This is a genomic window from Pseudomonas sp. PD9R, from assembly GCF_019200975.1.
Taxonomy (GTDB): Bacteria; Pseudomonadota; Gammaproteobacteria; order Pseudomonadales; family Pseudomonadaceae; genus Aquipseudomonas.
The window spans coordinates 209,430-223,747 of record NZ_JAHTMR010000003.1 but is presented as its reverse complement, the minus strand read 5'-3'; the positions used below and the strand labels follow the sequence as shown (position 1 = coordinate 223,747).

Genomic DNA, 14,318 nt, shown 5'->3' with positions numbered 1-14,318 from the left:
ACGAAGCAAACGACAAAAATTTAGGCGATTGGAACGTGTCTCTGCGGGGGTCTTACAGGTTGGTGACGCAATGACGACGAAATTTCTACATTTGAAACTTCATGATTTGAGCGGCTCATACGTCTAGTTACCTAAGAGCGCCCAATTTTTCCTGATCAGGCTCGGAAAAGGAGTTTTGCAATGTACAACTCGCAACTGCCATCGGACGGTAGCAACGCGCCAACGGGCACTTCCATTGGGGTCGGTGTCTTCGACCAGCGTACCGAACGCCACGGAAACGAGCGGATCCGATTCCTCCTTAAAAGCTTCGGCCTGCGCACCAGCCTGATTCGCCTGAAAGTCATCGACGCCTTGCTGACGGCCGCCGAAAGCGACCGCAGCCTGGGCGTGCGTGGAGTGCACACGCAATTGCTCGAACTGGATATTCCCCTGTCCTTCCTGAGTGTGCGCGAAGTGTTGAAACGCTTATGCAGTGAAGGCGTGATTGTTCTCAATCCGGACAAAAGCTATAGCCTGCATCCACGGGCCGCCGCCGCTCTGCGCCACGAATAATCAAACGCAGGGCAATCGGCTCAGGGCTTGACCTTGCGCCGCATCACGCCATTGATGACCACCACGATCACCGCAACGCCAATGGCGATGTACTGGAACAGCTTTTCGCTGATGACGCCGGTGCTCTGCAAATACGAAAGGCCAAACATGATCCCCAGCACCACCAGGGAGATCAGAATCGAGTATTTCAAACGTTGCGACTGAGTCATTGGCATTTCCTGAAATGTAAGCCTGAAGCTGAAAAAAATGTATCCGCTTTGTATCCGAATGCATGCCAAGCCCCTACCGTGTTTCGGGGATGCGTCGCAGCAAACGGGGTCTCATGTTACAGCCGATGAAGAGTTTTAGCTTCATAGCGGCGTTAACCATGAGGATTTTCAAATGTTGCGTCGAATCACACTGCTGATTCCCCTGCTGGCCCTGCTGTCCCTGAGTGGCTGCATCGTGTTCCCCCACGGTGGCTGGCACCATGACCATTACTACGACCATGGCGGACCCGGTTACTACCAGCATCGATAACGCCCTTTATTTATCGGGCAGCCGAACGCCCGAACAGCACGCGAACAATGCGTATTCTTTGGAGGTTTAGTCAGGAACAAAGCTGCTGGCTGGCCCGTACGGTTTTCCGTACGGGCCAGCGCACAATCTGATATCAGGCCTTTTCAGAAATATTGCTCTCGATCGGCGGCGGTCTGGGACCGTATTTGCCGTAAGTTTCCACGTTCTGCAATACATGAATTGCTTTTTTAAACTCGGGAATCAAGTAGCTGGCATACTTGTTACCTTTTATGTCGTTTTTTTGGATGTTATCCAACTGCATCGCAAAATACTCAAGCGCATTGAACGTGGCTTCCGGATCAGTCGGAATACCGAACCGGTCGAACTTGTCACCGGCATTTGTCAGCGTCAGCGCAGTCACATCACTAATTAGCCCTCGATCTTTCAATAACACACTGAGATTGCCGAGTGACTTGACCGTCACATTCGCAGGGTCGAAACCCTTGAGGGGCTTGTACAGTTTCAGCTTATCCATCTTCTCCGCGTTGAGCGCGATTGGATTTTTGCCCACCCTCACCAACAAGTATTTCCAGCAACTTACAATTGAAAAGCCGACAATCAGGCACTTTACTTAATTGACCTACAGACCTTTCCTACGCCTGATCGAGACAACCAATTAAGAGCACCCGTAAGTTTTGATTTGCTTATTAATATCGGAGCACCACAACGAACATGACAGCGTTGTAATGCTGTCATCAGCAGCCTGACAGTTTTGATCTACGATGATGGGGCTCCACCTTTGTATTAATTCGAAACACACTGGGAATGCCCCGCAAGAAAATCCGGTCAGAATGCCCCTTTTTTCCGCACGAAGAGACCCATCCCACATGCGAACCCACCTGCGTCTGGCTGCCTTGAGCGCCCTGTTGATTTCGTCCCTGGCTCAGGCCGCCGATCTGATCCCGATCGAAGTTCACCGTGATGCCAATTGCGGTTGCTGCAAAAAATGGATCAGTCATCTGGAGGCCAACGGCTTCAAGGTCGAGGACCATGTCGAAGCCAACATGAGCGAATTCAAGCAACAGCACGGCGTGCCACCGCGTCTGGCGTCGTGCCACACCGCGTTGATCAACGGCAAATTCGTCGAAGGTCATGTGCCAGCCGATCAGGTGCTGGCGCTGAGCAAGCGCGATGATCTGCTGGGCGTCGCTGCCCCCGGCATGCCGATGGGTTCGCCCGGCATGGAGATGGACGGCATGAGCGATGCCTACCAAGTGATCGGCCTGCAAAAAGACGGCACGGATGTGGTGGTGGCGGACTACCCGGCGCATTGATTTTCGGCGCCTATGTTGGGTTGTTCCTGGCAGCCTTCGGTGCTGCAACATTACTTCCCTTGCAATCCGAAGCGGTGTTGGTGGGCCTCTTGCTCAGCGACCGCTATTGGCTGTGGGCATTGCTGGCCGTGGCGACACTGGGCAACGTACTCGGTTCAGTGGTGAACTGGTGGCTGGGGCGCGCCGTCGAGCGATTCCGCGACCGACGCTGGTTTCCGGTCAGCCCAGCTCATCTGCAAACAGCCCGACGGCACTACCAGCGTTACGGCCATTGGTCGCTGCTACTCAGTTGGCTGCCGGTGATCGGTGATCCGCTGACCCTGGTGGCCGGCGTCATGCGCGAGCCGCTGGGGCGCTTCTTGTTGATCGTGACGCTTGCAAAAGGCGCCCGCTATGGGGTGCTGGCCCTGATCACTCTGGGCTGGATGAGTTGAACCAACGACGATGGCAACTGCCTGTTTAATGTCGCCCTAATCATGCCGATCCAGCATCGGCGGATTTCCTTCGGAGTTCTCCCATGTCGCCCACCCTCTCCCGCTGGTTGCCCGGTCTATTGCTGACGGCGGCCCTGCCCGTCATCGCCGCCGAAACCCCGACCTACGGTCCTGAGCTACAAGGGTTCGAATACCCTTACACGGTCAAGCATTTTGCCTTCGAGTCCCAGGGTAAATCCCTGCAAATGGGTTACATGGACGTCGCCGCCCATGGCAAGGCCAACGGGCGCAGCGTAGTGCTGATGCATGGCAAGAACTTTTGCGCTGCGACTTGGGACACATCAATCAAAGCCCTGAGCGACGCCGGTTATCGGGTGATCGCTCCAGACCAGATCGGCTTCTGCACCTCCAGCAAACCGGAGCACTATCAGTACAGCTTCCAGCAACTGGCCAGCAACACCCAGCAATTGCTCAAAGCCCTCGGCATTCAGAAAGCCAGCATCCTCGGTCACTCGACCGGCGGCATGCTCGCCACCCGCTATGCACTGCAATACCCCGAACAAGTCGAGCAACTGGCACTGGTCAACCCCATCGGCCTGGAAGACTGGAAGGCACTCGGCGTGCCTTATCGCACGGTTGACCAATGGTACGAGCGGGAACTGAAGCTCAATGCCGAAGGCATCCGCAATTACGAACGCAACACCTACTATGGCGGCCGCTGGAAACCCGAGTTCGAACGCTGGGTGGACATGCTCGCCGGCCTGAACAAGGGCCCGGGGCATACACAAGTCGCGTGGAATTCGGCATTGATCTACGACATGATCTTCACCCAACCAGTGTTCTACGAGTTCCAGAACCTGAAGATGCCGACCCTGTTGCTGATCGGCACGTCCGACACCACGGCCATCGGCAGTGATATCGCGTCGCCCGAGGTCAAGGCCAAACTCGGGCATTACGATGTACTCGGCAAGCAAGTGGCAAAACTGATTCCCCGGTCGACCCTGGTCGAATTCCCCGGTATGGGCCACGCGCCGCAGATGGAAGAGCCGGCGGAGTTTCACAAGGCCCTGCTCGACTGGCTGAACACAACCAATCCCGTGCATTAATGAGGTAAGGCGTATGGCGGTGCAGATTGCAGTAATTGACGATTGGCAGGATGTGGCGCGGGGCGTGGTCGACTGGTCAGTGCTGGAAGACCTTGGCCAGGTGAGTTTTATTCATGACTACCCTGCCGACAATGAAACCTTGGCAAGCCGCCTTAGCGGGTTCGAGGTGATCTGCGTAATGCGCGAGCGCACACGCTTTGATGAGCACCTGCTTCGCCAGCTACCGAAACTGAAGTTGCTGGTCACCGGTGGCATGCGCAACGCCGCGCTTGACCTGAAAGCCGCCGCTGCACTGGGCATTCAGGTGTGCGGCACCGACAGCTACAAACACGCCGCCCCCGAACTGACCTGGGCACTGATCATGGCCGCCACCCGCAACCTGGTCGTCGAAGCCAATGCTTTGCGTGCTGGTGAATGGCAACAGGGCCTGGGGGGCGATTTGCATGGCAAGACCCTGGCGATCCTCGGCCTGGGCAGTATCGGCCAGCGTGTAGCGCAATTCGGTCAGGTGTTCGGCATGCGCGTGATCGCCTGGAGTGAAAACCTCACGGCAGAACGAGCCGGGGAATTTGGCGTGACCTATGTCAGCAAGCAAGAACTGTTTGAACAGGCCGATGTGTTATCGGTGCATCTGGTGCTCAGCGATCGCTCCCGAGGTCTGGTGAACGCCGAGGCGTTGGGCTGGATGAAGCCTTCGGCGCTGCTGGTCAACACGGCGCGCGGGCCGATTGTCGATGAGGCGGCGCTGATCAAGGCCTTGCAGAAACGGCGGTTGGCGGGTGCGGCGCTGGATGTGTTCGACGTCGAGCCATTGCCGCCACAGCATCCGTTCAGGACGCTTAAGAATGTATTGGCGACACCGCATGTCGGGTATGTCAGTCAGCAGAACTACCAGCTGTTTTTCTCGCAGATGATCGAGGATATTCGGGCCTGGTCCGAAGGTGCGCCGATTCGCCTATTGAGCTGAAACCTGTTCGCCCTTACCGATCCTGCCCTTGCGTCGGACCTGGGGGGTAGGAGCTGCTGAAGGCTGCGATCTTTTGATCTTAAAACCCAGATCAAAAGATCGCAGCCTTCGGCAGCTCCTACAGGAGACCTCTTACAATCATGCACCGCAATGGTGCAACACAACTGTTCCCCTACGCACACTGATGTGACAGTTCTGCTTCATTTCATGCCAATTCCGCAAAAAAAACTGCACTTCGTCGGTGCGTTTGCCCCTCAATCCGGCACGTCCGTACCTCTTTAAACCGATTGTCGAACAATTTTGCCATCCGGGCTTTACCGCTCTAAGTTCTGGCCTAGACTGATTTTCGCGGGTCGAAACCGGTCGGTCACAAAGTGGGAAAAAAGTCGAAACTTTTGCCTCCAGCGATCGGTCGACTGAAAGGCAGGTACGTTGCGACTGGTGCAATCTTTGCAATGGTTAATTCACCCATTCTGCTCCAGCGCATTTGGGCAGCGCTTGCTTACCAATGCGTAGCGCTTTTGTGCGCGGCCACAGGGATTGGCCACGAAATACCGTTTGCCAGACCTAAGAATTAGATCAACAACACGGGAGATTCATATGATCAGTGCGGCTTTAGATGTTCAGGGAGAGCGTGCTCATCAGCATGTCGGCGAATCGAGCGTCGTGAGTGCTCCCAGTGCCCAATCGATCAGCGTTCCCGGCACCAAGACGCTGACACCGGTTGCCAGCCAGAATCCGAACAAGAAAAGAGTCTTGTTTGTAACCTCGGAAATTGCCGACCTGGTGAAAACCGGCGGTCTGGGTGACGTTTCCGCTGCGCTGCCGCGGGCCATGGCACACCTGCATGATGTGCGTGTGCTGATCCCCGGTTATCCGCAGGTGCTGCACAGCGAAAATCCAATTCATATCATCGGTGAGTTGGGTGGCCACGCCGCGCTGCCACCGTGCAAGATCGGGCGCATGGACATGCCCGACGGTCTGGTTATTTATGTATTGATCTGCCCTGAACTCTACGAGCGCGAAGGTTCGCCTTACGGTGCCAACAACGGTCGCGACTGGCCGGACAATCACATTCGTTTCGCCCGCCTGGGCCTGGCCGCCGCCGATATCGCCGCCAATCTCGCCCAAATTCACTGGTGCCCGGACCTGGTGCACGCCCATGACTGGCCCGCCGGCCTCGCGCCCGCCTACATGCATTGGCGCGGGCAGCGCACACCGACGCTGTTCACCATCCATAACCTGGCATACCAAGGCGTGACCAGCCTGGGCTCCTGCCCTGAACTGGGCATTCCCCATCACGCGCTGCAACAGGAAGGCATGGAGTTCTACGGCAAGATGTCGTTCCTCAAGGCCGGCATGGCTTATTCGAGCCACATCACCACGGTCAGCGCGACCTACGCCCAAGAAATCACCACGCCGGATTTCGGCTGCGGGCTGGACGGTTTTCTTGCCGCCAAGACCCAGCAAGGCCTGCTCAGCGGCATCCCCAATGGCATCGATGAAAGCTGGGACGCCGCGACTGACTCGCACCTGTTCCGCCCGTTCGAGATTGGCGATTGGGAAGGTAAAGCGGTCAATGCCGCCCACGTGCGCGAACTCTTCGGCCTGGAAGATTCTGAAGGCCCATTGTTCGCTGTGGTCTCGCGACTGGTCTATCAGAAAGGCCTGGACCTGACCGAAGCGGTCTCTGAATACATCGTCAAATCCGGTGGCCAGATCGCGATCATCGGTCGTGGCGAGCCGGAAGAAGAGCAAGCCATGCGCGAACTGGCGCTGCGCTTTCCGGGGCAGATCGGCGTTCGCATCGGCTTCAACGAAACTGACGCCCGACGCATGTTTGCCGGCAGCGACTTCCTGCTGATGCCGTCGCGTTATGAACCTTGTGGCTTGAGCCAGATGTACGCCCAGCGTTTCGGCTCGCTGCCGGTAGCGCGCAATACCGGTGGTCTGGCCGACACCATTGAAAACGGCGTGACCGGTTTCCTGTTCGATGAATCCACCGTCGAGAGTTATCAGGAAGCGCTGAGCCGCGCCTTCAAAGTGTTCGCTTTCCCTGGTTTGCTGCATGCCATGCGCTGCCGGGCCATGGCGGCGCCATTCAACTGGTGCAAGGCCGTCGAACCCTACGCCGAACTCTACGAACAGCTTGTGGCCAAAGCATTGGGGAAATCGCACAAACAGTAAATGAGGCCTTAAAGATGCCGTTACGGACCCTTGAGACCTGGCCCCACGGCGCAATTATGCTGGACGCAGAACACACGCGATTTGCGTTGTGGGCGCCAGATGCGTTTTACGTCAGTGTCGAACTGGAAAATGGACAATCCTTGCCGTTGCTGCCTCTGGCCGATGGCTGGTTCGTGATCACCACCCGCTGCCCGGCGGGCACGAAATATCGCTACAACATCGACGGCGAACTGGAAGTCCCCGACCCGGCCTCCCGTGCCCAGGCCGGTGATATTGACCAGCACAGTGTGGTGGTCGATCCGCTCGCCTATCGATGGCAACACAGCACCTGGCTGGGGCGTCCGTGGAATGAGGCGGTGATTTACGAGTTGCACGTCGGTGCGCTCGACGGCTTTGTGGCAGTCGAGCAGCATCTGGCGCGCCTGGTTGAATTGGGTGTGACCGCGATTGAACTGATGCCGTTGGCACAGTTTCCCGGCGAACGTAATTGGGGCTATGACGGCGTTTTAACCTACGCGCCTCAGGCTTCCTATGGTTCGCCCGAACAACTCAAGCACCTGATCGACACCGCCCATGGTCATGGTCTGGCGGTGATTCTCGACGTGGTCTACAACCACTTCGGCCCGGACGGCAATTACCTGCATCGCTATGCCAAAGGCTTCTTTCGCGAGGACGTGCACACGCCTTGGGGGGCGGCCATTGATTTCCGGCGACGCGAGGTGTGCGACTTTTTCATCGACAACGCATTGATGTGGTTATTGGAGTATCGATTCGACGGTTTGCGCCTGGACGCTGTGCACGCCATCGAAGACCCTAACTTTCTCCAGGAACTGGCGCAACGCGTACGCCAGCAGACCGATCCGGCGCGGCATGTGTGGTTGATGGTCGAGAACGAACACAACCAGGCCAGCCTGCTGGAACAAGGTTACGACGGGCAGTGGAACGACGACGGCCACAACGCCCTGCACGTACTGCTGACCGGCGAAACCGATGCCTACTACGCCGATTACGCGCAAAACCCGACCGAACAATTGGCCCGCTGCTTGAGTCAGGGCTTCGTATTTCAGGGCCATATCAATCGCCATGGCAAGCCGCGTGGCGAGCCCAGCGGCCACCTGCCCCCCAGCGCTTTCGTACTGTTTCTGCAAAACCACGACCAGATCGGCAATCGCGCTTTCGGCGAGCGCCTGCATCAACTCGCTCACCCGCAAGCGTTACACGCCGCCTCTGTGCTGTTGCTGCTGTCGCCGATGATCCCACTGATGTTCATGGGCGACGAATTCGCCGCCGAACAACCGTTCCTGTTTTTCACCAGCCACCACGGCGAGCTGGCGAAATTGGTACGCGAAGGCCGGCGGAACGAATTTGCCGCGTTCAGTGCGTTTACTGATCCGCATAAACGCGAACAGATTCCCGATCCTAATGCTCCGCAAACATTCGAAGCATCCCGACCAGTGCTGCCAGCGAACAGCGCTTCGTCAACCACGGATCTTTATCGACGACTGCTGAAAATCCGCCATCGGCACATCATCCCGCATCTGCCCGGCACCCAAGCGCTGGGCGCCGAGGTACTGGCCGTGGGTGCGGTAAGCGCCTCCTGGCGATTGGGCGATGGCAGTCATCTGCGCATCGACCTGAACCTTAGTGCTGCGCCGGTACTCCACAGTCTGCCGACGGGTACTTCTCTGCTGTTCCAATACCCGCCACAGTCAGCCCATCGGCTCGACCAAGGCACCCTGGACCCGTATTGCGCGCTTGTCAGCCTCACGGCCGCAGCCCCTTTGCTACCCCTTGATGGAGAGCGCCAATGAGCGATGCGCAACTGGAAATTCTGGCCAGCCGGGCTGGCCTCGCAGTCGACTGGATCGACGCCAATGGACGCCCGCAAAAAGTCGCGCCCTCGGTCCTGCGCAACGTCCTTACCGGCCTCGGGCACCCGGCCGGCAGTGCTCAGGAAATCGATGCCAGCCTGCAAGAATTGCAGCAGGCACAACAAACCCGGCACCTGCCGCCGCTGATCACCGCCGACGTTGGCGTCGGTCTCAACCTGGCGCATTACTTCGAGCCACAAACACCCTGCGAGATACACCTCGAAGACGGCTCTCGGCTCAACCTCAAACTGGATGCCGAGGCGGTTTTGCCGGGGCTGATTCCGGTGGGTTACCAACACGTCAGCATTGACGGCCAAACCTTTACCCTCGCCGTGGCCCCGGCCCGTTGTTACAGCGTGGGCGATGCCGTGGACAGTCCGATTCCTCGCGCCTGGGGCCTGAGTGTTCAGCTGTACGCCCTGCGGCGTAACGGCGATGGTGGGTTCGGCGATACCCAGGCGCTGGAAGACCTGGCCCGGGTTGCCGGCGAACGCGGTGCCGAAGCACTGGCGATCAGCCCGCTGCACGCCATGTTCGCCAGCGACACCCAGCGCTACAGCCCTTATTCCCCGTCAAGTCGCCTGTTTCTCAATAGTTTGTACTGTGCGCCGGGAGCGATCCTCGGTGAGCGTGCGATGCGTACCGCTATCGACGCCACTGGCCTGAGCGCCGAGTTGAACGATCTGGAGCAGCTCCCATTAATCAATTGGCCCGAAGCCGCCGAAGCCAAGCATCGACTGCTGCAGGCGCTGTACGAAGGTTTCGTGCAGGGCGAACACCCTTTGCATGCCGACTTCAGCAGCTTTCGCCACGCTGGGGGTGAGGCGCTGGAAAACCATTGCCGGTTCGAAGCCATCCAGGAAGCCCGTGCCGCCACGGGTGACCACCTCGACTGGCGCCAGTGGCCCGAACAATGGCGCAACCCGCGCAGCGCCGCGCTGGCTGAATTTGCCGAAGAGAACGCCGGACGTATCGGCTTCTTCGCTTTCTGCCAGTGGCTGATCAGCCGTTGCCTGGAACGCGCGCAAGCTGCCGCTCGCAGCAGCGGGATGAGCATTGGCCTTATCGCTGATTTGGCCGTGGGGGCCGATGGCGGCGGGAGCCAGGCCTGGAGTCGTCAGGACGAATTGCTTGCCGCCCTCACCGTCGGTGCGCCGCCGGATATTCTTAACCGCACCGGCCAAGGCTGGGGGATTTCCGCGTTTTCTCCCGAAGGGTTGGTACGCAACGGCTATCGCGCCTTCATTGAAATGCTGCGGGCCAACTTCGCCCACGCGGGTGGCCTGCGCATCGATCACGTCATGGGCCTGCAACGCCTGTGGGTGATCCCCAACGGCGCACCGCCCGCCGACGGTGCGTACCTGTATTACCCGGTGGATGACCTGTTGCGACTGCTGACCCTGGAATCCCATCGCCACCAGGCCATCGTCCTCGGTGAAGACCTCGGCACGGTGCCGGACGGCCTGCGAGAAAAACTCATCGCCCGCTCCATGCTGGGCATGCGGGTGCTGCTGTTTGAACAGGACAACACCCACTTCAAACCCATTCTCGACTGGCCGGACAACGCATTGGCGACCACCAGCACCCACGACTTGCCGACCCTCAATGGCTGGTGGCATGGCCGCGACATCGACTGGAACGCGCGCCTGAACCTCATCGATGCCAACGGCGAAATCGAGTGGCGCCAGCACCGCGAACGGGAGCGCGAAGGCCTGCGCCGGACACTGAGCCAGGACCCGCAAAACTTCCGCGAGGAATCCCACGAAACTGATCAGGTGCTCGACGCCAGCGTGCGCTTCCTCGGCCATACCCGTGCGCCATTGGTGTTATTGCCGCTGGAAGATGCCCTGGGCATTGAACAACAGGCCAACTTGCCTGGCACCGTCGACACCCACCCCAACTGGTCGCGACGACTGCCCGGTTACAGTGAAGCGCTGCTCGATGACCCGGACGCCGCCCGACGCCTGGAACTGCTCGCCTGCGCGCGACTCCAGGCGGCAGAGCGTGACCAATGAGTCAACTGCCATCGCAGCCACTGCGAGCCACCCTGCGGTTGCAATTTCATAAGGGCTTCACCCTGGACGATGCGGTGCCGTTGGTGCCGTACTTCGCCCGCCTCGGCATCAGCCATGTCTACGCCTCGCCGCTACTGAGCGCCCGCGCCGGTTCGATGCATGGTTATGACGTGGTGGACCCGACCACAGTCAACCCGGAATTGGGCGGCGAAGCGGCGCTGCGCCGTTTGGTCAGTGCCTTGCGCGCTCAGGGCATGGGGCTGATCCTCGATATCGTCTCCAACCACATGGCGGTCGGCGGTGGCGACAATCCCTGGTGGCTGGATTTGCTGGAATGGGGGCGCCTGAGCCCTTACGGCGAGTTCTTCGATATTCAATGGCATTCACCCGATCCATTGATGGAAGGTCAGTTGCTATTGCCGTTCCTCGGCAGCGACTACGGCATTGCCTTGCAGGACGGCACGCTGGCCCTGCGTTTCGATGCACAGCGCGGTGCGTTTTTTGTCGAACATTACGATCATCACTTTCCGATTTGCCCGATGAACTACGGCGAGTTGCTCAAGGCAGATGCCGAGCAGCTTAAATCCCTGGCAGACCGCTTCAACACATTGAGCTATCAGACCGATGCCCACAGCCTGGCGGTGCCGCTGCAAAACGAGCTGCGCGAATTGGTCCGCGATCCGGCCATGCGGCAGGTTATCGAACACAACCTGAAAGCCTACGACCCGCTCACCCGCGAAAGTTTCCAGCGCTTGCACAATCTGCTGGAGCGCCAGAGCTATCGCCTCGCCAGTTGGCGCACCGCCGCAGACGACATCAACTGGCGACGTTTTTTCGATGTCAATGAACTGGGCGGCCTGCGGGTCGAACGGCCAGCGGTGTTTGAAGCCACCCACGCGAAAATTTTCCAACTGGTGGCCGAAGGGCTGATCGACGGCCTGCGCATCGACCATATCGACGGTCTCGCCGACCCACGGGGTTACTGCCGCAAATTGCGCCGCCGGGTCGACAGCCTGTCACCCGGCCGGCACTTGCCGATCTTCGTGGAGAAGATCCTCGGAGAAGGCGAAACCCTACACCGCGACTGGTCGGTGGATGGCACCACCGGCTATGAATTCATGAACCAGTTGTCGCTGCTGCAACACGATCCCGACGGTGAACAGGCACTGGGCGAAATCTGGCGCCGGCACAGCGAACGCCCCGCCGACTTCCGCCAGGAAGCACAATTGGCCCGGCAGCAGATTCTCAATGGTTCCCTGGCCGGGGATTTTGAAAGTGTTGCCCAGGCCCTGCTGCAAGTGGCCCGTGACGACCTGATGACCCGCGACCTGACCCTCGGCGCGATCCGCCGGGCGTTGCAGGAACTGATCGTGCATTTCCCGGTGTACCGCACTTACATCAGCCCGCTCGGGCGTTCGGCGCAAGACGATATTTTTTTCCAGCAGGCCATGGAAGGCGCCCGGCAAACCCTCGGCGAAGCGGACTGGCCAGTGCTCGATTGCCTGGCTGGCTGGCTGGGCGGCGAGCCCTGGCGCAAACGCCCGGTGGGGCGTGTGCGCAAACGGCTCAAGCATGCCTGCGTGCGCTTTCAGCAGCTCACTTCACCGGCAGCGGCGAAGGCCGTGGAAGACACCGCGTTCTATCGCTCGGCGGTGCTGCTGTCGCGCAATGACGTCGGCTTCAGCACCGAGCAATTCAGTGCACCGGTTGAAGACTTTCACGCGGCCTGTGCGCAGCGCCTTGCCGAATTTCCGGACAACTTGCTCGCCACCGCGACCCACGATCACAAGCGTGGCGAAGACACCCGCGCGCGCCTGGCGGTGTTGAGCGAATGCAGTCAGTGGTACGTCGAACAGATCGGCCTTTGGCGCGCCCTCGCTCGCCCGGTACGCAACGAAGTTCATCTGCCGTCAGCCGGTGATGAGTTGATTCTGTATCAGGCAATCCTCGGCAGTTGGCCGTTGGAACTGCGCAGCGATGACCGGCCGGCCCTGGAGGCTTACGCTGAACGTCTGTGGCAGTGGCAACGCAAAGCCTTGCGCGAAGCCAAGCTTCAGAGCAGCTGGAGTGCGCCAAACGAAGCGTATGAACAGGCGACCGAAGTCTTTATCCAGCGTCTGCTGCTGGGCCCCGAAGGTGACCTGCTGCGCAGGGCGCTCGACAAGGCGGTCCGGACAATTGCCGTACCCGGAGCACTCAACGGATTGGCGCAAACCTTGCTGCGCATGACCGTGCCGGGGGTGCCGGACCTGTATCAGGGCAACGACTTTTGGGACTTTACCCTGGTCGATCCGGACAACCGTCGGCCAGTGGACTACGCCAGCCGCCAACAGGCTTTGCAGCAAACGGTGAATCTGCCGGACCTGTTGGCGAACTGGCGTGACGGGCGCATCAAGCAGGCCCTGATTGCGCAGACCTTGAACCTGCGTGTCGAACATGTCGAGCTGTTCCGTCGAGGGACTTATCAGGCCCTGGAAATCGTCGGCAGCCAGGCACATCGGGTGCTGGGATTTGTCCGTGAGTGGAAGGGAAAACGCGCCATCGTGATCGTACCGATCCGCTGTGCGCCGCTGCTGGAAAACAGTGCTGAACCACAGGTAAACGCGCCGCTGTGGGGCGATACGAGGATCAATTTGCCATTCGTGACCGCAGAGGAAAATCTGAAGGGACTTTTTTCAAGCGTCGCAGTCACAAAACACAGGGAGCTGATGATCAGCGCCGCGCTGGGGGACTTCCCGGTCAATCTCTTTATCCAAACTACCGACACTTGAGTTCAGTTCAGGAGCATTGCGATGAGTACCGAAGATAAACGCATACGCGAATTTGCCTATCAGATCTGGGAGTCAGAAGGACAACCCGAGGGTCAGGAAGCTCGCCACTGGGAGATGGCGCGCAAACTGGCCGAAGCCGAAGCCCTGACACCGAAAAAACCGGCGAAAGCCGCTGGTAGCAAGGTCGCCGCGAGCAAAGCCGCCGACGGCAAGGCGCTCAATGGCAAAGGTCTCGATGGCAAGGCCGCCGTCGCGGCAAAACCCAAATCCAAAGCCAAGCCTGCTGCTGCTTCGACGGTGATTCCGCCTGGGGAAAAAGCTGCCGAGAAAAAGCCTCGTGCGGCGCGCAAGCCGCCAGCCGTCTGACGTTTCTCCGGATGTCCTGATTGACCTCGTGGCGAGCCCCTCGCCACAGAGGAGAGGCTTGCCCGCGCAAAAAACGAAACTGCTCTTCGTAGGCGCGAGCTTGCTCGCGAAAGACCTGAGGGTGACTCGTTTATCCAGAAAACACGCGTTTGCGTTAACGCCCATCGCGAGCAAGCTCGCTCCTACAAAGAGCAGTGTGAGTTTGCCCCCGTTTCAG

Annotated in this window: 12 protein-coding genes and 1 pseudogene; 11 read left to right on the top strand and 2 right to left on the bottom strand. The window is 59.1% G+C overall.

Annotated features, from left to right (window positions below; genetic code table 11):
- The first annotated feature begins 180 nt into the window (after nucleotides 1–180).
- Entirely contained in the window at nucleotides 181–552 is a 372-nt protein-coding gene (locus tag KUF73_RS08610; RefSeq protein WP_218437611.1) for a fe2+ zn2+ uptake regulation protein, read from the top strand.
- Between the two features lie 20 nt (nucleotides 553–572).
- Here the strand turns inward: KUF73_RS08610 and KUF73_RS08605 are convergent, their stop codons facing one another.
- Nucleotides 573–761, bottom strand: coding sequence for a hypothetical protein (locus KUF73_RS08605; protein ID WP_047528508.1), 189 nt, complete (start codon nucleotides 759–761; stop codon nucleotides 573–575).
- A 172-nt stretch (nucleotides 762–933) separates the two neighbouring features.
- Here KUF73_RS08605 and KUF73_RS08600 point away from each other — a divergent pair, with 172 nt between their 5' ends.
- A complete protein-coding gene (locus KUF73_RS08600; RefSeq protein ID WP_218437610.1) occupies nucleotides 934–1,071 on the top strand; it encodes a hypothetical protein in 138 nt (45 codons plus the stop codon).
- A gap of 133 nt (nucleotides 1,072–1,204) precedes the next feature.
- On the opposite strand, the pseudogene KUF73_RS08595 reads toward KUF73_RS08600, so the two are convergent.
- Nucleotides 1,205–1,639, bottom strand: a pseudogene (locus KUF73_RS08595) (hypothetical protein); the annotation flags it as partial.
- 298 nt (nucleotides 1,640–1,937) lie between these two features.
- Between KUF73_RS08595 and KUF73_RS08590 the strand changes: the two are divergent.
- The 9 genes from KUF73_RS08590 (at nucleotide 1,938) to KUF73_RS08550 (ending at nucleotide 14,101) form a co-directional block, all read left to right on the top strand.
- A complete protein-coding gene (locus KUF73_RS08590; RefSeq protein ID WP_218437609.1) occupies nucleotides 1,938–2,384 on the top strand; it encodes a DUF411 domain-containing protein in 447 nt (148 codons plus the stop codon).
- Entirely contained in the window at nucleotides 2,384–2,818 is a 435-nt protein-coding gene (locus tag KUF73_RS08585; protein WP_218437905.1) for a YqaA family protein, read from the top strand. The genes KUF73_RS08590 and KUF73_RS08585 overlap by 1 nt, the downstream gene beginning before the upstream one ends.
- 83 nt (nucleotides 2,819–2,901) lie before the next feature.
- Nucleotides 2,902–3,924: an alpha/beta fold hydrolase gene (locus KUF73_RS08580; RefSeq protein WP_218437608.1), complete on the top strand. Its 1,023-nt coding sequence runs from the start codon at nucleotides 2,902–2,904 to the stop codon at nucleotides 3,922–3,924.
- A 13-nt stretch (nucleotides 3,925–3,937) separates the two neighbouring features.
- Nucleotides 3,938–4,891: a D-2-hydroxyacid dehydrogenase family protein gene (locus tag KUF73_RS08575; RefSeq protein WP_218437607.1), complete on the top strand. Its 954-nt coding sequence runs from the start codon at nucleotides 3,938–3,940 to the stop codon at nucleotides 4,889–4,891.
- A gap of 600 nt (nucleotides 4,892–5,491) precedes the next feature.
- The gene (gene glgA / locus KUF73_RS08570; protein WP_218437606.1) at nucleotides 5,492–7,078 is read left to right on the top strand and encodes a glycogen synthase GlgA; all 1,587 of its coding nucleotides are present in this window, start codon (nucleotides 5,492–5,494) and stop codon (nucleotides 7,076–7,078) included.
- Nucleotides 7,079–7,092: 14 nt separating this feature from the next.
- Complete coding sequence (treZ, locus tag KUF73_RS08565) at nucleotides 7,093–8,889, top strand: malto-oligosyltrehalose trehalohydrolase (RefSeq protein WP_218437605.1); 1,797 nt, start codon at nucleotides 7,093–7,095, stop codon at nucleotides 8,887–8,889.
- Nucleotides 8,886–10,964 carry a 4-alpha-glucanotransferase gene (gene malQ / locus KUF73_RS08560; protein ID WP_218437604.1) on the top strand — a complete coding sequence of 693 codons (2,079 nt, stop codon included), beginning with the start codon at nucleotides 8,886–8,888 and terminating at the stop codon, nucleotides 10,962–10,964. Before treZ ends, malQ begins: the two co-directional genes overlap by 4 nt.
- Nucleotides 10,961–13,735: a malto-oligosyltrehalose synthase gene (locus KUF73_RS08555; protein WP_218437603.1), complete on the top strand. Its 2,775-nt coding sequence runs from the start codon at nucleotides 10,961–10,963 to the stop codon at nucleotides 13,733–13,735. The genes malQ and KUF73_RS08555 overlap by 4 nt, the downstream gene beginning before the upstream one ends.
- Nucleotides 13,736–13,756: 21 nt before the next feature.
- Nucleotides 13,757–14,101, top strand: coding sequence for a DUF2934 domain-containing protein (locus KUF73_RS08550; RefSeq protein ID WP_218437602.1), 345 nt, complete (start codon nucleotides 13,757–13,759; stop codon nucleotides 14,099–14,101).
- The last annotated feature ends 217 nt before the right edge of the window (nucleotides 14,102–14,318 follow it).